Source organism: Gordonia sp. GN26 (genome assembly GCF_054823965.1).
Map to the genome: position 1 here is coordinate 43,108 of NZ_JSYC01000021.1, position 18,401 is coordinate 61,508.

Genomic DNA, 18,401 nt, shown 5'->3' on the forward strand with positions numbered 1-18,401 from the left:
TCGTGCTCGCTTACGCGGCGCCCGGGATGAGCGCGAGCGCTGCCGGGAGCGGGGTGATGAATCCGCCGGTGGCGGGTTCGGTCTTCTTGTCGGCGACGACGTTGAACAGCAGCATCTCGGTGGTGCAGTTCGGGCTCGTCGGCTTACCGCAGTTGAGCTTCGGGCCGATGAAGGACTGGTAGTCCTTGATCGCCTTGAGCGCCCCGAGGATGCTCGGGCCGGTGTACTCGGTGAGCTCGGCATTGCCGACGGTGGTGGCGAAGTCGGCGAGGATCGAGAAGGTGCCGTAGGCGTAGAAGCCGGCGGTGCCGTTCTGGTCGTCGATGAACTTCTGTGCGGTCTCCAGGTTGCCCTTGACCTCGGCCGGCGTGGAGTCGAGCGCGGGCGTCTGCCAGAACGGCGAGTACGTCTGCGCGCCGACGGCCTGCTGGCCGAGGGTGTCGATGAAGTCGGTGCAGGCGGCCAGGAAGATGGTGCCCTCGAACTTCACCGAGCGCAGCGACTGGGCGAGCTTGGTGCAGACGTTGTCGTTGGGGGCGGTCATGAGACCGGCCGCGTCGGGGCTACCCTCGGCGAGCTGGCTGGCCAGCTGCGTGAAGTTGGGCCCGGCGGGCGGGTAGTACACCGACTTGACCTCGATGCCGAGCTGCGCGCCGAGCGGCTTCATGAGGCCGTCGAAGACCTGATGTGCCTGCGGCAGATCGGCGTTCGCGAGAGTCAGTGAGCTCTTGCCGTCGGCCTTCAGCTGCTGCATGAAGCCGACGAGGAACGCGGCCGGCGGCGGTCCGAAGTACACGCGGTTGTCCGCCGAGGCGCCGGTGATGGTGCTGAACGGGATCTGGCCGACCAGCGGGATCTTCGCGGCGGTCAGGATCGGCACGGCGGCAGCCGATTCGGCGTTGAAACCGTCGATCGCGGCGACCACGCCGGCCTCGACGAACTGGTTGGCACACGACACCGTCGACTCGGGTGCGGTCTGGTCGATGCCGCAGTCGACGATCTCGATGGGACGGCCGTTGATGCCGCCGATCTGATTGTTGATGTAGTCCAGGGCCGCTTGCTTGCCGGTGGTGACACCGGGCTGGGTGGCCGGGCCCTTGGAGGGATTGAACAATCCGACCTTGATGGCTTCGCCGGAGGCCTTGGTGCCGCTGGAGTCCGCGGCGGAGCCGTCCGATCCGCCGTCGTCGCTGCTACACGACACGACGGAGAATATGCACGCGGCGGCCACGGCGACCGCCGCGAGCCGTCCGGCTCTTCGAGAGTTCGACAAACGCATGTTTCGACTGCCTTTCCCGATGGTCTCCGGGCACGACGAAGCAGCCCGGAAGCAGGCATGACGACATCGCCCCGGCGGGGCTTGAAGGTGAGTGAGTTCGTTAACCCAGTCGTCGGACTGGGTCCGAGAGTCGGCACCGTCCGCCCTGTTCACGGCGGTGAGTCCACTTCCGGTGTGATGTGGACCACCCGAAAATTAGCGACATTCTTACGCAGGTGTCAAGCTGTTCGGGCAAACTGGACACACTCTGATCCGGTTCGGCGCGACGAGATGTCTGCGTGGTGAGTTCGCAACGCGCAGTGGGACAAACGATTCAGTAAAGGAAAGAGGGACGCGTCGTCAGTGAACGGTGACGTGGCCGTCGGCGTCGACGGTCACCCGGGCTGTGTAAGCCCGGACGAGGTCGAGCCGCTGCCAGGAGGCGCGGCCCGGGCGCTGATCGTCGAGCGGGTAGCCGGCGGGATGTGCTGTCGCGACGAGGATCTGGCGACGCTGCGCATCGGACAGTGACGGGAAGGCGGGGGCGATCATGTCGACGGCCTGCTGCGGGACCACCATTCGATGTGTGGGAGAGGAGACCCGGTCGAAGCCGTAGGTGAGGCGCTCGGTGTAGATGCGCTTCGCCTCGTCGTCGGTGAGATACGGGGTGTCCTGCTCGATACAGGTGGACAACGGGGCGCCGCAACGCCATTCGAGCTCACGGCGGATCTCGGCGGCTGAGGCGCGGAGCAACCGGTTGAACTCCGGGTCGTTCCACCGGTCGGCGGCCGCCGCCTGACCGACCATGGCTCCGCCGATCACGTCGAGCGGGTAGTGCACGCCGAGCACGACGCGGTGGTAACCGCCTTCGGACGCGCGCGTGAGGAACTGCGGGGCGAACTCGGGGAGCATCAGGGCGAGAAGGGTTCCGCGCCAGAAGAACATGCCCGCGTGCCCGGACGGGAACGACGGGTTCATCCCGAGTGCGTCGTATTCGTTCGCGCCGGCGCGCGTGTACTTCCGGATTCGCTTGGGGGCGACGACGAACGGGCGGTCGTTGTCGAAGACGTACTTCTCGACCAGCGTTGTGTTGGCGATGCCGCCACCCCGGGCCAGGTAGTCGCTGAAGATCGACGTGGTCTTGGGCAGTCGGCCGGCGGCCAGAGCGTCGCGGAAGTGGTGGCCGAGTTTCTGCCCGAACGCGTCGGACATCGTCACGAGCGGATCGTCGTGGGCGTCGGTGAGTGCGCGTCGCTGCAGGGCGGGGTCATCGGCCGCGGCCTGGTTGACGGCCACGACCTTGTCGAGGTTCTGCGCCATGATCTCGGGACGGTCCCGGCGTAGTGCACTGAACGTCTCGATGGGCTGCAGGTAGATGCCGCCGGGGAACGAGGAGATGTCCGACGGGTAGAGCCTCGCGAGGTCGCCGATCGGGAACGGCGCCGGAGTGGGCTTCGCGGGGGCGGCCTGCGTCGGGGCCACCAGTGCGGCGGTTGCTGCGACGGCGGCAGCGGTCGCGATGACGGGCGCGAACAGCCGCACGAGGGTCCGCCGGCGCGGGCGGGGTGCGGAGGTCGTGCGGGGCCGGGCGACGCTGTCCGAGGTCACCTCACGATCGTAGATGTTGTTTCGCCGGACGAACGGGGAGGGACGCGGCGGCGCCCCTCCCCGACTCTCGATGAGCGGCGAGGGGCGCCCGGTCCGACCATCGGGCTCGACTACCGGGCGGCGGGATTCTCCGGGACGTCCGGGAACTCGGGCCGGTCGGCCGACAGCCAGGCGTCGAGCTCGGCGACGGCCGCGGCCTGCGGATCAGCGATGCTCCCGGCCCGCAGGCGGGCCGAGTAACTCTTCATCAGCCGGAGTGCGCCGGGTTCACCGGCCACCAGGGAGTCACATAGGCCAAGGGCCTCGGTGTCCAGGTCGGCCTCCGGCACGACGCGGCTGAGGAGGCCGATTGCCAGGGCCTCCGAGGCCGAGACGTCCCGACCCGTGTAGATGAGGTCCGCGGCGGCGCGGGGTCCGATGAGCGGCGGCAGGTACTCGGCGACGACCAGCGGGGCGAGGCCGTGGCGCACCTCGTCGAACCCGAGGGTGGCCGTGTCGGCGGCGATGGACAGATCGGACTGCACCGAGATCCCGCTGCCGAACCCGAGGGCGCGGCCACGGATCACGGAGACGCTGACGCCGGGGAACCCGCGCAACAACGCGTTGGCCTCGAGGATCAGGCCCAGCGACTGCGCTTTGGTGACACCGGGGACCTTCTCCTTCTGATCGCGTCCGACGGTGAAGTCGTCACCCTCGGCCCGAATGACCAGCAGCAGCGACCGATTGCTGTGAGCAGCACGCAGTCCTTCGATGAACTGCTTCATCGCACCATAGGTGAGCGCGTTGGCACGCTCCGGGTTGGCGAGTGTGACTGTCGTGACCGGGCCGTCGTGTTCGGCCCGGACCAGCACCGGTTCGGTGGACGAGACGGCGGTCATCGCGCGGCCACCGCCTCTCGTGGGTTGCTGACGATCGGGTCGGGGATACGCAGGCCTCGGGCCTCGAGGATCGGGAGCACGGCTTCGGCGAAGAAGTCGAGTTCCGGACCGTAGTCGTAGAAGCCCAGCTGCGCACCGTCGATGCCGGCCTCGTGCAACCCCTCGAGCTGGTCCGCCACATCGGTGGGACTGCCGATGATCTGGACGTGTCCACCCAGGACGCGATCGGACGGCACGTGTTTGGGCCATCCCTGCGCGTCACCCGCGCGGTGCCGCGCGTCGTAGTTGACGATCGACGCGGTGTCGGCGCGAGCCGTGATCGCATCGCGGTGGGCGTAGGCCTCTTCGCGGGTCTCCTTGCAGATGACCATCGGGAAGATGATCGTCTTGTGCTGCCTACCGGTCCGGTCGTAGGCCTCGTCGATCTCCTTGGTGATCGTCGGGATCGACTGCATCGCATCGGCATACGGCGCCCCCGACCGGCTCGAGGTGAAGACGATGTCGGAATGGTCGGCGGCGTAGGCGAAACCTGCCGCCGACGCGCTGGCCGACACCATGATCGGGCGTCCGTGGGCCGGACGCGGCGACACGTAGGCGCTCTCGAGGTCGTACCACCTGCCGTGGAAGGTCAGGTCCTCTTCGCCGGCCCACAGGTCTTCCATGATCGAGGCGAATTCGTCTGCGCGGGCATATCGTTCGTCGTGCTCGATGCGCTGCATGCCGAACATGAGCGGTTCGCGGGCGTCGTAACCGGTCACGATGTTGAGGCCGAACCGTCCCTGCGCGATGTGATCGGCGGTGGCGGCGAAACGGGCCAGGTACAGCGGATGCAGGGACCCGTACAGCACGTGGACCGTCGAGATCGTGACCAGTCGCGTCGTCAGCGGGGCGAGTGCGATGGTCGAGATGAACGGGTCCAGGAAGTTCTCCCGATAGTTCGTCTCTCCGCCGAATCCGCCCTTCTTCACCCACTGTTGGAGGCCGAAGGCGAAGTCGAGGCCGTGTGCTTCAGCTTTCAGCGTGAGTTCACGGTTGTAATCGAAATCCCAGCGGGTGTCGCGGGGGTATGTCGACTGGGAGAAAGCCCCGGTCTGCGTGGGGAGGAACAGTCCCAGCATCATCGGCTGTCGAGCGATCCGCGACAGCGGGCTCGTCGGGTCCTCCAGTGGTGACGGCGGCCGGTGCAGTGCCGCGGTGTCCGATGAACCCGTCATCGCTGGGCTCCTTCCTTGACATCGCCTTCTTCGGTATCGGCGATGGCGACCGGTGCGGGCAGGCTGGTTCCACGGGTCTCCGGTCCCAGGAACAGGGCCACGATCACGCCGAGACCGTAACCAGCGCAGCCGATCACGATGGCTGCGTCGGAGATCGAGCCGAACGCGGTGATCAGCGACGCGCTGATGAGTGCCCCGATGGCCGCGGGGAAACGGGCCAGGTTGAACACCAGGGTCATACCGGTGGCGCGCACGTTGGTGGGGAACAGTTCGCTCGGGTACAGCGCCAGCCAGGTCATCTGGCCGAGGGTGAAGAAGCCGTTCACCGCGGCCCAGAAGATCAGCGTGCCCTTGCTGTCGGGGAGCAGGAACATGCACGGGGTCAGCGCGACGGACGCGACGAAGAAGGTGAAGATCACCGGCTTGCGACCGATCAGGTCGGCGAGCCATCCGTTGACGAGGTATCCCACGACGCCGGCCGCGTTGTAGGCGAGAACGACCAGGGTGACGGCGCTCGGAACGTCATCGGTGGTGCCGACGAGGATGCTGCGGGCGTAGGCGGGAATCCAGGTGGAGACGGCCCACCAGCCGATCATCGAGGCGAGGGCGCCGAGGGTGAGCATCAGAACCCGACGACGGTAGACGGGATGCGAGAACACCTGGCTGATGGACGGCTTCAGGAACTCGGCGGCCTTCGCGCTGCTGACGCTGCCCGAGGACACGGCCTCGGTCAGTGCCCGACGCTGCTGGTCGACCTTGACCCACAACGGGGAGTCGGAGGCGAGACGACGGATGTAGAGGACCAGGAGCGCGGGGAGGACGCCGAGGGCGTACATCCAGCGCCAGTCGCCGGGGTTGCCCTGGTTGACGAGCTGCCAGACGCCGGTGGCGATGAGGAAGCCGATGCCGAAGCCGCTCTGCAGGAATGCGAGTCGGAGGCCCCGACGGCGGGGAGGTGCGGTCTCGGCGACCAGTGAACTGCCGCCGCCCCACTCGGCGCCCATGCCGAGACCGGTGAGGAAGCGCAGCACCAGGAGGACGCCGTAGCTGGGTGCCAGTGCGGTGAGTCCGGCGCAGATCGCGTACCAGAGGATCGAGACGATCATGACCTTGCGACGACCGAAACGGTCGGCGAGCACGCCGGATGCGAGACCGCCGATCGCCCACGACAGCAGGGTGATCGCGAGGATGGCACCGACGTAATACGGCGAGGCGTCCTTGCCGACGAGGTCGTTGACGACGAACGACGCCACGAGCACGGTCGCGAACGTCTCGTAGCCGTCGAACATCCAGCCGAGGTACGCGCCGGCGAAAGCATGGCGCCTGCCGTTGCGCTGCTCCGGGGTTTCGGTGTTCGGGGGTGTGAGCGTGTGGGTCACGAGGACAGGCCTTTCGCGAGGGCGCCGGCGGTAGCCGGCACCGCGAGTGGGGACGGGAGGTCGAACGAGTCGAGTTGTTGCGCGAGGAGTTCGATGTCCGATTCGGGCATCGGGCCGAAAGGTGCTGCGGGGCCGCCCAGATCGTGGCCGAGGACGCCCATCGCGGCCTTCATGGTGGTGGTCAGTCCGTACTTGGCCCACCGGCTGGGGAACAGTCGGAAGTGGCGTTGCCACCGAGCAGCCCGCTCGTGATCACCGTCGCGGAGAGCGCCGACGACCTGTGCGCCGATCAGCGTGCCGGGCGGCGGCATCATCGCGCCCGAACCGCCGAGCAGAAGCGTCGTCAGCAGCGGCTGCATCGTGGTGAAGTAGCGGGCGTGGCCGGCCGAGTCGATCTCCGCGCACAGCCGCCCGATCTTGGTCAGGTCGCGCGAGCTCTCCTTGAACCCGACCACGCCGTCGATCAGCGAGAGCTCGACCATGGTCGCGGCATCGGTGTCGGTACCCTGAGATGGGTTGTGGTAGGCCACGATCGGGAGCGGCGACGACGCCGCGATCCGTTCGAAGAAGGCCACCAGGTCGCCCGCGCGCGCCGGGTTGCCACCCGGGTGCCGGGGCATGAGGACCTGGATGAAGTCGGCACCGGCGTCCGCCGCGGACTCGGCGAGCCGCAGGACCTCGGCGACATCGGGTGAGGAGGCGCCGGCCAGAACCGGAACACGTCCGTCGACGGTGTCGATGGCGGTCCGGAGCGTTGCGACCCGGTCGGCCTCGCCGAGAATCTGGTACTCGGACACCTCGGCACCCAGGAGCGACACCGCGTCGCAGTGCTCGACCATGAAGTCCAGCAACGGATCGAGGCGCGCACGGTCGACGCGGTTGTCCTCGGTGAAGGGGGTCAGCGCGGCGCCGATGACGCCGGTCGGGAGGGGATTCGACGCCATCAGTGTGCCCCGGCCGGCACCGGCAGCTCGACGGGCTCACCGACGCCGGCCCGGTTGACCGCGTGGGCCGCGACGTCGTCGTCCTGGGCGGAGTTGCCACCGCTGATACCGATGCCGCCGATCACGTTGCCGTCGACGATGATCGGGATGCCGCCGGCGATGACGTTGAAGTGGCCGCCGTTGGTCTGGTTGATGCCCCACGCCGGCCCGTCCGGTTGGGACACCTTGCCGTAGAACGACGTGTGGTTGCGGGCGCCGGCCGCGGTGAAGGCCTTGTCGATCGCGATGGAGACGCTGGTGATCTTCGCGGTGTCCATGCGGTCGAACGCGACCAGATAGCCGCTCTCGTCGACGACGGCGATGCACATCGGCACGCCGATCTCTCGTGAGCGTTCGGTGGCCGCGGCGATCAGCGACCTCGCCTCGGCGAGGTCGATACGGGAAATCTGCAGCACGGGTTCTCCTTCGGGTGTCGGATGTCGGGGGTCGGGGGTGGGGTTGTGCGGAATGAGCGGCGTCGTGTCAGGACACGGGCTGCACGGTCGGGCAGAGTCCGAGGTCCTCTCGGAACGTGGTGCCCTGGTATTCGGTTCGGAAGACGCCGCGATCCTGGAGGCGGGGGACCACGTGATCGACGAAGTCGTCGAGGCCGTCGGGCAGGACGTCGATCATGAGGTTGAAACCGTCGACGGCACCGTTGCGGTACCAGTCGGTGATCAGGTCGGCGACATCGTCGGGTGTCCCGACGACCTGGGCGTGCCCACCACCGTTGCGGTACAGCACCTCTCGGACGGTGAGGTTCTCCTCGACGGCCAGCCGGACGACGGCGTCGCGGAATCCGTGTGAGGCGTTGAACGCGGGGTTCGCGCGGATGAGGTCGACCGGGAGTGGTTTGTCGAGGGCCAGTGCGTCGACGGGCACTCCGACCCGGAGAGCGAGTTTGCGGAGCTCGGCGTCGGCGCTCAGCTCGTCGAGGGCGAGTTTGCGGTCGCGCGCGTCCTCCCGGGTTCGTCCGATGACGGGAACGAGACCCGGCAGAACCTTCACCGAGTCCGGATGACGGCCGAAACCCTCTGCTCGACGACGGATGTCGGCGCGGAATTCCGACGCCGACGATCGGGTGTTCTGGACGGTGAACACGGCGTCGGCGGTGCGCGCCGCCAGTCGCCGTCCGGTTTCGGACGCCCCGGCCTGGAACACCACCGGCCGGCACTGCCGGGTCCGGGGGAGGGTGAGCGGTCCTCGGACCGTGAAGTGTTGTCCGACATGGTCGATGGGCTGAACCTGCTCCCGATCGGCGAACACCCCGGTGGTTTTGTCGCCAATCAGAGCATCCTCACCCCAGCTGTGCCACAGGGCGGTGATGACGTCCATCGCCTCCTCGGCCCGGGCGTACCTGTTGTCGTGCTGGGGCAGGTCGCTCGCGCCGAAGTTCGCGGCGACGTCGGGCACGAAGGTCGTGACGACGTTGAACCCGGCCCGGCCACCGCTGAGATGATCGAGAGCTGAGAACCTGCGAGCAAGATTGAACGGCTCGTTGAACGTGGTCGACGACGTAGCCACGAGTCCGAGGCGGGCGGTGACCGATGCCAGTGCGGAGAGGACCACGATGGGGTCGAGGGCGCCGAGGTTGGGCCGTTCGAGGTTCTCCTCCGACAGCGCGAGCGTGTCGGCGAGGAACAGTCCGTGCAGGACGCCGCGCTCCGCCGATCTGGCGATGTGTTGGTAGAAGTCGAGGTCGAGGTAGTCCGAGGCCTCGCCCGTCCGGTACCGCCAGGCACCGAGGTGCATCCCGACGCCCATCGCGGTGGTGATGAGGATCAGGGAGCTCTCGGGTGTGCGATGCTCACGCGGCGTGTTCACGTGGCTGTCTCCTCTGAGATCGGGCGATTCGGCGGGCGGGGGTGGGAAGTGGCTGGTAGATCGCTCGTCAACATGTGTCTACGGATGTCGACAGCCGTATTCATACGGCGTTACCATCGCCTGCGACAAGACTTCCGCGCAGCGTGAGCTTTTGTCGGCCGGGAACTTCGTGAAGACGAGGTGCATCCGGTAGAAGCAGTGAACGACGAGGTCGACAGACCGCCCCGGCGGTGAGATGTCGCAGATGACACCATTGCCACGACCATCGCCATAGGAGGGCATGTGCCACGAGAAGTTCTCGAGCCGGCGCCGGGTTCGGCCGCCGGCGAGTCGAACGCCGATGCGGCGGGTGCGCGTGGTGCTCTGTATCAGGTGATCCGACAGGAGATCCTCGCCGGCAACCCGCCCCCGGGTGGCGCACTGCAGGAAGTCGCGCTCAGCAACCGGCACGGTGTCTCTCGCGCGCCGGTACGCGACGCCCTGTTGCGGCTCGAGGCGGAAGGTCTCGTCGAACGCGGCCCGCGCGGCGCGGTGGTCAGGGTTCGTACGCCCGAAGAGATCTATGACATCTACCAGGTGCGTATCGCCCTCGAGGCCGAGGCCGTGGAATCGGCGATCCGGCATGCGACCGAGCTCGACTTCGCGAGGCTGACGCTCGTCCACGAGAATGCCGTCGCCGAAGCCGACCACGACCGTGCACGGCAGCTGCACCGGCGTTGGCATCGCGTCCTCGCCGCCGCCTCACGCAACGACACCATCTGTGAGGTGTTGGAGCGCTTGACCTCTCAGCTCGCAACCTACGAGACCCAGTCGCTGGCCGAGACCGGGAACCTGTCCCACAGTCACGACGAGCATCTCCAGATCATCGACGCGATGCGAGCACGCGATGTCGCCGCGGCGCGCGATCTGATCACACGTCACCTACAGCGGACGCGAGATGTTCGCGTCAAGGCCTTGCTGCACGTCGAGGACGAGTCCGAGGCCGCTTCGGCTGACTAGTGCGACTCGCCGGGGCCGCCGGGATCAGCAGGACGGGCTACCCGGGAACGCCGGCACGCCGAGACCGCAGCCGACCGCGGTCACCGCGCGGATTCGGGCCTCGGGATTGCGCCGCTCGAGCGCGGGAATCAGGCCGTTGGTAACCACCGTGGTCTTCGCTGCCGGGCTCGTGGCTGCCGGGTCCAGCACCCCGCGCTCACGGGCGAAGTTCACCAGCTCGTCGTAGACCATCGAGAGGGCTGCCTCGGTGGTGCGGTCCTCCGCAGCGAGATCGTGGAAGTCCACGCCGGTCTCGTATTCGTGGCGTACCGCGTGCGGTCCCTGATTGCAGGCGCGATCGACCAGGTCGATGTCGAAGGCGCGGTGGCGCGGCGTCGGTGGGGTCATCGTGGCCCGGTCGGTGCACGTATGGTGCGAGATCCGGTCGCCGAGTGCGTGGATGTAGATGCCGATACGCGCGTTGGCCGACTGCTTACCGACGTAGGAGTCGAATCGCTCCGAGGTCACCCCGTCGGTGATGACCTGGCGGCCGGTCACGTTCTGGAAGGGGAGCGTGACCGGATAGGCGACGCTGTACTGGCCGGTGATCTGGGCCGGGTTACGACCGCCGTAACACGTTGTTCCGGTGGAAAAGTCGCCGCGTGCGGTCCGGTCGGTGAAACCGCCTGTGCACAGGGGTGCATCGCTGCCGGGGCCTTCCATGGCCCAGCGCCGGATGTGGGTGAGCATCACTTCCTGCCGCGGATCGTTCACGTCGGGTCGCAACCCGTTCGGTACCGGCGATCGAGGATCACGCATCGTCGGCAGCACGTGGAAGAGGAACCCGCCGGTGTTGAAGTGAGTGCGCACGAGGCCGCTGATGTCCTTGGTGGTCAACGCGGCTGCGTTCGGGACCTTGTTGCTGCGCATGTCACGGGGCGCGAAGGTACCGAGGTCGGTGGCCTCGCTGTAGGCGGCGATCCAATAGGCGTCCTGCAGCGAGAAGCCCACCTTGCGCGCCATGATGTACGTCGAATCGGTATGCACCAGACTGCGTCCGCCGAGCGGTTGCTGCAGCGTGTAGCCGTAACGGATGGCGCCACGGATGCCGCACAACGGATCGTCGCCGTTGTTCGGCGGGCAGGCGAACGGCAACGGTGCGCAGTTGTGGGGTGGTGCCCCTGGCGTATAACAGATGTCCTCGGCGAAACCCCGGGCCGTCGGCGGTGAGGCCGCGATCAACGACGTCGCGGCGAGGGCGAGCGTCAGCGCCGCGACCGCGAGAGTGCGTGGCCAGAGCCTGATCTGGAGGCGTCGGGTGAGTCGCATGCTGATCCCTCCTGCACGGATCAGCTCATCGTAGGTCGGGTTATGCCCGTGCACTGCGGCTTTCGGAAAGTGCATCGAAAGGCGTCACGAAAATGCGCCCCTCAGAACCGCCCCCAAAATGCGCCCTCCACAGGTGGACCGGTGACATAGTGTCGTCGGAACCGCTCTGGAGGGTGCTTCCCGGGGGCGCATTTCAGGGGCGCATTGCGGGGGCGCATTGCAGCTGCGGCCGGGGGTCAGTCGAGCGGAAGCCCCTGCTCGAGAAGGTCGATGGCGCGCAGGGTCGTCTCGATCTGCAGATCCACCGGGTTGTCGTCGCCTTCGGTCGCGAGCCGGAAGGTCACCCCGGCCACCGCGTCGAGGAACACCCCGAGGGCGAAGTCGTCGGCGTCGCGGCCGAGGTAGTCGGCGATGAGTTGCCGCATCCCGGTCATCATCCGCTCGGACTCGACCTGAAAGGTCTTCTGCAGCAGGGGTTCCGACCGGATCAGTTGCATCCGAAGCGGATTGCCGACCCACGGGTCGTCGACGGTGAGGCGGTGGAGTTCGGTGAACAGCCGCCGGATGAGGTCGAAGTGGCCGAGCCCGGGCGGCCTCGATTCGACGATGGCGCGCGCCTCGGACTCGAAGTGTTCTCCACCGACCACCACCTGTTCCTTGGTGGGGAAGTAGCGGAAGAAGGTCGTGTGGGAGACGCCGGCGGACTCGGCGATCTGCTCGACGGTCGTCTTCGCGTAGCCCTGTTCGGCGATGAGGTGCAGGGCTGCCTCGCGGATGGCGTTGCGGGTGCGCATCTTCTGTTGCTCGCGCAACCCGGGCCGACGCCCCGGGCGGTTGCCCGGGGCGTCGGTGGTGGGTGATGCCGTGGACACGGTCAGCTCGCCGGTACCGGCGTCTTCTTGTCGTCGGGGTCCGGGAGTCCGCGGTGGCGGACTGCTTCGCCCTCGATGTCGAAGTTGATGACGAGCTTGTCGAGCCAGCGCGGCAGGGTCCAGGCGCGGTCGCCGAGAAGTGCGATGACGGCCGGGACGACCAGCATGCGGATCACGAAGGCGTCGAACAGGACTGCCGAGGCGAGGGCGAAGCCCATCATCTTGGCCGTCGTCTCCGGCGACAACATGAACGCGGCGAAGACGCTGATCATGATGATCGCCGCGGAGGTCACCACGCGGGCGCCGTGCCGGTAACCCGCGACGATGGCCTCCTTGGCGGTCATGCCGTGGATGTACTCCTCGCGCATTCGGGTCACCAGGAACACCTGGTAGTCCATCGCCAGGCCGAAGACCACGCCGATCAGGAAGATCGGCAGGAACGAGATGATCGGCTGGGTGTTCGTGATGATCCCGAGCCAGCCCTCCTGGAAGATCGCGACGGTGATGCCGAAGGTCGCGAGCACGGAGAAGATGAAGCCGACCGTGCCGATCAGGGGCACCCACAGGGAGCGGAAGACGCCGATCATGATCAGGAACGCGAGTCCGACGACGACGATCAGGTAGGGGATCAGGGCGTCGTCGAGCTTCTGCGAGAGGTCCGACATGATCGCGGTCTGGCCGCCGACATGCAGTTCGGCGCCTTCCTTCTCGACGGTCGGCGAGTACGCGCGGATGTTCTCCATCAGCGTGTGCGTCGCCTCGGACGAGGGTGCGCTCTTCGGTGTCACGGTGATGAGCGCGGTGTCGCCGTTCTGTCCGCCCTCGTTACCGATCCAGGTGAGGGCCTCGGGGTTGACGACGTCCTTCAGGCCGGCGATGTGCTTGACGGCCTCGTTCGCGACGGGTGCGATCGGGGCGTCGTCGTCGTGCAGGACGACGAGCAGCGGGCCGTTGATGCCCTCACCGAATCCCTTGCTCAGCAACGCCAGTGCGGGTGCCTCGTCCTCGGTCGACAGCGACAGGCCCAGTTCCATCTTGGTGGCCGGGATGGCCGCCGCGGCGAGTGCGAGCAGGCCGATGATGATGAACGGGATCGGTGCCTTGACGACGGTGCGGCCCAGGCGAACACCCAGGGTGTCACCGTCCTCGGACTGCTCGGCGTGCTTGATCCACGGGATCCTCGGGAGGAAGGCGAAGCGGCCGAACGCACCGAGAAGGGCGGGGATGAGTGTCAGTGCGGCAGAGACTGCGATGAAGACCGCGACGGCGGCACCGGCGCCCATCTGGGTGATGATCGGGATGCCGATGACCACGAGGGCGACGACCGCGATGATGACCGTGAGGCCGGCGAACACGACCGCGGATCCGGCCGTGCCGACCGCGCGGCCGGCGGCATCGGCCGCATCACCACCCCGGTTCAGTTCGGCCCGGAACCGGGACACGATGAACAGCGCATAGTCGATGGACACCGCGATGCCGAGCATCGTCACGATGGCGGTCGCCGACTGGTTGATCGAGAGCAGTTCCGCCGACAGCGTCAGCAGCATGATGGTGATCGCGACGCCGACGATGGCGGTGACCAGCGGGATGAACGCCGCGATCAGGGCGCCGAAGGCGACGATCATGACCACGAAGGCGATGGCGAAGCCGATGAGCTCGGCGGCGCCGCCCTGATCCATCACCTGCATCAGGGCGCCGGTGGCCTCGACCTGCAGGCCGTTCCCGCGGTTCTCGTCGAGGATCTTGACGAGCTCTTCCTTGTTCTCGGTCGTCAGGTCCATGACCGTGATGTTCTGCCGGACCTGGATGAGGCCGACGCGACCGTTGTCACCGAGGACCGACGGGGCGATCGCCGGGTCGACGGCAGCGGCCACGACCGGGTTCACCACGGTTTCCGGCGCGATGACGTCGGGCAGCGTGCGCAGATCCTCGGCCAGCTTGTTGATCTGGTCGGTGTGGTTCTGCAGGCCGTCGCTCGCGGCCACGAGGATGCTCGTGGAGGCGCGCTCCTGCTCCTTCATGACCTGCGGGAAGTACTCCTGGACCTGCTCGGTCGCGGTGCCGGAGTCGGTTCCGGGGAGGCTGAAGTCCTGGGCGAATTTCGGCTGGAGGACGCCGACGAGCGAGACGACCGCGATCATCGCGGCCAGCCAGGCCGCGATCACGGCCCATTTGTGCCGGAAGGAGAAACTCCCCAGCCTGAACAGAAGCGACGCCATGGCGTGTGAACCCTTTCGGTTTTACGAGCGCAGGGCCGGCGTCGGCGCCGACCGTTGGTGCGACATGCGACGGTCGCGCCACATGTGTTAGTGACTAACACTAGTTACTGAGTACCACTTTTGCACTGGCCCCCGATTCCGGCGCGATGACAAGCGTGACCTGCGCGCTTCCGTTAGTCACGCGAATCAGGGCGAATTCTGTGACGAACTTTCGCAAATCGGACACCGAAATGCGATGCCGGTCACAAGCGGGGTGTTCGTGTGAAGTGGTGGGTCGGCAGTGTGAACCGGTCAGCGCACCGGGACCGGGGTTGCCGCACCGACCAGGGCGACGATGTGGAGTCCGCCCGGGTTGGTCTGGAGCGGGATCTCTTTCCAGTTGTTCGTCGTCCAGACATTGCCCGCAGGGTCGACGATGATGCCGGTGCTGCGCGCCAGCCCGTCGAAGAAGTAGCCGGTCACGTCCGGGGAGATGGCGTCGCCGGTGCGCTTGTCGGGCGGACAGGTGGCGGCGTTCGCGCCGCAGAACTTCGAGACGCGCTTGCCGGCGAAGTTGCCGACCCAGACGTTGCCGTCGCCGTCGGTGGTGATGCCCCACGGGATCGTGATGCCGCCACCGCGCAGCGGTCCGACGAGGGGCTTGCCCGTCGGGCCGAGAGCGGACACGGAACCGAATGATCCCGTACCGGTGGGACGGTCGGGGCACGGCAGGGTGATGACCCCGGAGTTCGCGATCCACACGTTGCCGCGGGCATCGGTGGCCAGGCCCAGCGGGTTGTCGACGTGGGGTCCGGTGATGGGGGTGCGCAGCGGTCGCCCGGAGCGATCCAGCATCGCGATCGAACTGCTCTGCAGGCCGCTGACGAACAGGGCCCGGCCGTTGTCGACGAGATGGAAGGGCTGCTTCACGTCGACCTTGATGTTGCGGGCGCGACTCGGGTCGCCGTCGGGGAAGACGGTCAGTGAGTTGGTGGCGCAATTGGTGGTCCACACCGATCCGGTGCGGTCGGTGGTCATACCCTGCGGCCAGCTGATCGACCCCTGCGTGAATCCGGCGGGCGGCGACAGGACTTCACCCTGTGCGCTGAACTTCGACATCGAGTTGTGCGGCGGCTGGCGGTCGGCGGGGCAGCCCGGTTCCGGTGCGGCGAAGCCGTAGTTGCTGACCCAGATGTCGCCGGAGTGGTCCCGGGTGATGCCGTAACCGGCGCCGCTGAGGCCGCCGCCGGTGATGGGGCGTCCGCCGACGAGTTTGCCGTCGGGCCCGAAGCGGAAGAGATACTTGCTGCCGCACACGGGGGTTCGCGGATCGGCGTTGTACTCGTAGTTCGCGTTGACCCAGATGTCGCCGCCCTCGCCGATGACGAAGTTGCCCGGGCCGGCGAGTAGTCCACCGCCGCCGTCGAATCGGAGCGCCAGTGTCCAGGCGGCGGGAGGCAGCGGAAGCGCGCCCGGTCGAGCGGGTCTGCGCAGCGCGACGCCGAACAACCCGGCGGGGTTGTGCTCCGGGCTCTTCGCCATGTTGGCCATCGCCTCGACCATGTTCGACGGCCGGCCGCTCAGCGGGGTCGTCGTCGCGGATCGTAGGGCGGCGCATCCCTCGGCCGACGACGTGCAGGCGGCGAGCGCATTGGACAGCGAGAGGAAGGCGGCCTGGGTCGACGTCTGTGCGCCGTTCGGTGCGGAGGCGAGGGTGGAACCGATCCGGCCACTGGTCGGGTCGGCGAGATTGCCCGCCATCGATGCCGCATTGCGCACCCCTGGTGCCCGTCCGCTGATGCGAGTGCCGTCGACGAACTGCGCCATCGCGTAACCCGTTGCGACCGTGGTCAGCTCGTTCACGGTCAGGTGTGCGAGCAGGGTCGGGGAGATCGTGGCGAGGGTGGTGAACGAATTCGGTTGTCCCGCCGGGGTGGCCGTCACGTAGAAGGCCTCGCCCGCGCCGGGCTGTGCGGTGGGTCGGAGAGTGAAGCGACCGGATCGGTCCGACCGCGCGACCCCCGCACTGCGCGCCGTCGACGAGTCGGTCCCGGTGATCCAGGCGCGCACATCCCATGCCCGTGCGGGACCGTCTGCGACCACCGCGCCGGAGACCGACGGGGTCGGGGCCGCGGGTGTGGGACCGGCTCCGGAGAAACACAGGGGTCCGACGAGGCCGATTGCAGCGGCCACGGCGATCGCCATCCGACGGTGGTGGTTTCGACGCTGCACCTCTGGCTCCTCACGCGGGATCACCCTGGGTGGGTTCGCTGGGAGGATAACGAAGAAGTGTCGGTGAAGTTCGCGAAACGGTCACACCGGGGATTCGCGTCCATGGCGTCGGTGAGTGCACGGCGCCGGTAGGCATTGCGGGGGCCGAGATGGTGTGTGACGGTTGAACGTGGGATGACAACGGCGACCGAAAGATTCTTATGCGCTTGACCGCTCGCACGTCGATGATCACTGTTGTTGTGGCACTGATGCTTTCCGTGGGCGGTGTCGCCACTGCCACGGCGAAACCTGCGGTGAGACCGGTGGCCGCGCCGATGCTGAGCTTCGACATCCCGGCGCTCAACGGCCTGCAGTTGCCGCCGGACGTCGCCGGCGGAACCCTGTCACCGGTCCGGGTGGTCGCGACACCCGCGCCGAGGACGCTGCAGTATCCGCCCCCGCCGGCCGCGGTCGAGTTCGCGGTGCCCGCTCCTGCGAAGTTCGACTATCCCTACGGGTATCGGTTCCTGTCGGTGTCGTGGCGAAACCTCGCCACGGGTAAGACCGGGGTCGTCCGGCTACGACACTGGCAGAAACCCGACTACCCGACGACGAGCGACTTCGCCCGGCTGCCGACCTCGGCGGTCGCCCCGACCGGGTCCGGCCCGGTGATCGCGACGGTCCGCATCATGCAGGACAGGGCGACAGGTATCCAGGCGACCGAGGTCATCCCCGGCGTCAACGTGCTGTCGGTTCGCTGACCGAGGCTGCGCTGGGGCTGGGCTGTGCTCTGTGCTGCTGGCGCTCTACCGCGCCCGCGGTCAGGCCTCGGGGTTCTCGGCTTCCTCTCGGTCCCGACGACGATCCTCGTGGAGGGACTTGACGCGTCGTTCCTCGCGGCGGACCTCCACCTGCGTGGCGCGCTCGGCGGCGAGCCACTCGGGCATCTCGGCGAGCAGGTCGTTGATCTGCGCGGTGGTCAGCGCCTCGGTGATCCCGTTGCGGACCAGCGCCGAGTTGGAGACACCGAGCTTGGCCGCGACCAGGTTCTTCGGATGCGGTCCCTCGGCGCGGAGGGTCTTCAGCCACTCCGGCGGATCGGCCTGCAGGGCGGTGAGCTCGGCGCGCGTGATGGAACCCTCGCGGAACTCCGCGGGGGTGGCCGGCAGGTACACGTCCAGCTTCTTGGCGGCGGTGGCCGGTTTCATCGACTGCGAACTCATTACCCCAGGGTATCGGGCGGTAGCCTTTGGTCGTGACCACACCCGACCGGGCAGGCGAATCCGGGGCTCCGACGTTCCGACTGGCATACGTCCCCGGCGTGACCCCCGGCAAATGGGTTCGCATCTGGTCGGAGCGGCAACCCGACATCCGGTTGGAGCTCGTCGCCCTCGAGGTCGCCGACTGCGCGGCCGCCGTCGCCCAGGGAAACGTTCAGATGGCGATCACGCGTCTGCCCGACGCTCTGCGGCACGGCGAGGCCGGTCCGCACCACACGATCGAACTGTACGAGGAGACCACCGTCGTCGTGGTCCCCAAGGATCACGTACTCACTGCGGGCGACGAGCTGACCCTCGCCGACCTCGCCGACGAGCAGTTCCTGTGGCCGCTCGACGAGCCGGTCGCCGGCTTCTTCGCTGCCGGCCGAGTAGCGCCGACCGAGCGTGGC

16 protein-coding genes are annotated in these 18,401 nt (G+C 67.6%); 3 read left to right on the top strand and 13 right to left on the bottom strand.

The window, feature by feature from the left end; all coding sequences use genetic code 11:
- Positions 1–10: 10 nt before the first annotated feature.
- From OK17_RS07580 to OK17_RS07615, 8 genes are all read right to left on the bottom strand, one after another.
- A complete protein-coding gene (locus tag OK17_RS07580; RefSeq protein WP_461417094.1) occupies positions 11–1,279 on the bottom strand; it encodes an ABC transporter substrate-binding protein in 1,269 nt (422 codons plus the stop codon).
- A gap of 339 nt (positions 1,280–1,618) precedes the next feature.
- Positions 1,619–2,800: a phosphatase PAP2 family protein gene (locus OK17_RS07585; protein ID WP_461417106.1), complete on the bottom strand. Its 1,182-nt coding sequence runs from the start codon at positions 2,798–2,800 to the stop codon at positions 1,619–1,621.
- Positions 2,801–2,976: 176 nt separating this feature from the next.
- Entirely contained in the window at positions 2,977–3,744 is a 768-nt protein-coding gene (locus tag OK17_RS07590) for an enoyl-CoA hydratase/isomerase family protein (protein ID WP_461417095.1), read from the bottom strand.
- Positions 3,741–4,958, bottom strand: coding sequence for an LLM class flavin-dependent oxidoreductase (locus OK17_RS07595; protein ID WP_461417096.1), 1,218 nt, complete (start codon positions 4,956–4,958; stop codon positions 3,741–3,743). The genes OK17_RS07590 and OK17_RS07595 overlap by 4 nt, the downstream gene beginning before the upstream one ends.
- Positions 4,955–6,337, bottom strand: a complete 1,383-nt coding sequence (locus OK17_RS07600; RefSeq protein WP_232717744.1) for an MFS transporter — start codon at positions 6,335–6,337, stop codon at positions 4,955–4,957. Before OK17_RS07600 ends, OK17_RS07595 begins: the two co-directional genes overlap by 4 nt.
- A complete protein-coding gene (locus tag OK17_RS07605) occupies positions 6,334–7,281 on the bottom strand; it encodes a dihydrodipicolinate synthase family protein (RefSeq protein WP_461417097.1) in 948 nt (315 codons plus the stop codon). Before OK17_RS07605 ends, OK17_RS07600 begins: the two co-directional genes overlap by 4 nt.
- Positions 7,281–7,736 (bottom strand): GlcG/HbpS family heme-binding protein, encoded by a 456-nt coding sequence (locus OK17_RS07610; RefSeq protein WP_461417098.1) that lies wholly within the window; start codon positions 7,734–7,736, stop codon positions 7,281–7,283. Before OK17_RS07610 ends, OK17_RS07605 begins: the two co-directional genes overlap by 1 nt.
- Positions 7,737–7,803: 67 nt before the next feature.
- Entirely contained in the window at positions 7,804–9,144 is a 1,341-nt protein-coding gene (locus OK17_RS07615) for an LLM class flavin-dependent oxidoreductase (RefSeq protein ID WP_461417099.1), read from the bottom strand.
- 282 nt (positions 9,145–9,426) lie between these two features.
- Here OK17_RS07615 and OK17_RS07620 point away from each other — a divergent pair, with 282 nt between their 5' ends.
- Positions 9,427–10,143 (top strand): GntR family transcriptional regulator, encoded by a 717-nt coding sequence (locus OK17_RS07620; RefSeq protein WP_232717748.1) that lies wholly within the window; start codon positions 9,427–9,429, stop codon positions 10,141–10,143.
- A gap of 24 nt (positions 10,144–10,167) precedes the next feature.
- On the opposite strand, the gene OK17_RS07625 is transcribed toward OK17_RS07620, so the two are convergent.
- The 4 genes from OK17_RS07625 to OK17_RS07640 all read right to left on the bottom strand — a co-directional run bounded on the left by OK17_RS07625 (position 10,168) and on the right by OK17_RS07640 (position 16,753).
- A complete protein-coding gene (locus OK17_RS07625) occupies positions 10,168–11,451 on the bottom strand; it encodes a hypothetical protein (protein ID WP_461417100.1) in 1,284 nt (427 codons plus the stop codon).
- 236 nt (positions 11,452–11,687) lie between these two features.
- Entirely contained in the window at positions 11,688–12,323 is a 636-nt protein-coding gene (locus OK17_RS07630; protein ID WP_461417101.1) for a TetR family transcriptional regulator, read from the bottom strand.
- A 2-nt stretch (positions 12,324–12,325) separates the two neighbouring features.
- The gene (locus OK17_RS07635; RefSeq protein WP_461417102.1) at positions 12,326–14,542 is read right to left on the bottom strand and encodes an MMPL family transporter; all 2,217 of its coding nucleotides are present in this window, start codon (positions 14,540–14,542) and stop codon (positions 12,326–12,328) included.
- A 291-nt stretch (positions 14,543–14,833) separates the two neighbouring features.
- The gene (locus OK17_RS07640; RefSeq protein ID WP_461417103.1) at positions 14,834–16,753 is read right to left on the bottom strand and encodes an NHL repeat-containing protein; all 1,920 of its coding nucleotides are present in this window, start codon (positions 16,751–16,753) and stop codon (positions 14,834–14,836) included.
- A 302-nt stretch (positions 16,754–17,055) separates the two neighbouring features.
- On the opposite strand from OK17_RS07640, the gene OK17_RS07645 reads away from it, so the two are divergent.
- Entirely contained in the window at positions 17,056–17,493 is a 438-nt protein-coding gene (locus OK17_RS07645) for a hypothetical protein (RefSeq protein ID WP_461417104.1), read from the top strand.
- A gap of 60 nt (positions 17,494–17,553) precedes the next feature.
- Here OK17_RS07645 and OK17_RS07650 read toward each other — a convergent pair whose 3' ends face one another.
- Positions 17,554–17,940 carry a DUF5997 family protein gene (locus tag OK17_RS07650; protein ID WP_461417107.1) on the bottom strand — a complete coding sequence of 129 codons (387 nt, stop codon included), beginning with the start codon at positions 17,938–17,940 and terminating at the stop codon, positions 17,554–17,556.
- Positions 17,941–17,981: 41 nt separating this feature from the next.
- Here OK17_RS07650 and OK17_RS07655 point away from each other — a divergent pair.
- The coding region (locus OK17_RS07655; protein WP_461417105.1) for a LysR family transcriptional regulator substrate-binding protein at positions 17,982–18,401 on the top strand (420 nt) is incomplete at its 3' end.

Coding starts and splice junctions, on each gene's coding strand:
- OK17_RS07635 (WP_461417102.1), bottom strand. CDS start 14,542: ATGGCGTCGCTTCTGTTCAGGCTGGGGAGTTTCTCCTTCCGGCACAAA.
- OK17_RS07605 (WP_461417097.1), bottom strand. CDS start 7,281: ATGGCGTCGAATCCCCTCCCGACCGGCGTCATCGGCGCCGCGCTGACC.
- OK17_RS07625 (WP_461417100.1), bottom strand. CDS start 11,451: ATGCGACTCACCCGACGCCTCCAGATCAGGCTCTGGCCACGCACTCTC.
- OK17_RS07590 (WP_461417095.1), bottom strand. CDS start 3,744: ATGACCGCCGTCTCGTCCACCGAACCGGTGCTGGTCCGGGCCGAACAC.
- OK17_RS07595 (WP_461417096.1), bottom strand. CDS start 4,958: ATGACGGGTTCATCGGACACCGCGGCACTGCACCGGCCGCCGTCACCA.
- OK17_RS07650 (WP_461417107.1), bottom strand. CDS start 17,940: ATGAAACCGGCCACCGCCGCCAAGAAGCTGGACGTGTACCTGCCGGCC.
- OK17_RS07580 (WP_461417094.1), bottom strand. CDS start 1,279: ATGCGTTTGTCGAACTCTCGAAGAGCCGGACGGCTCGCGGCGGTCGCC.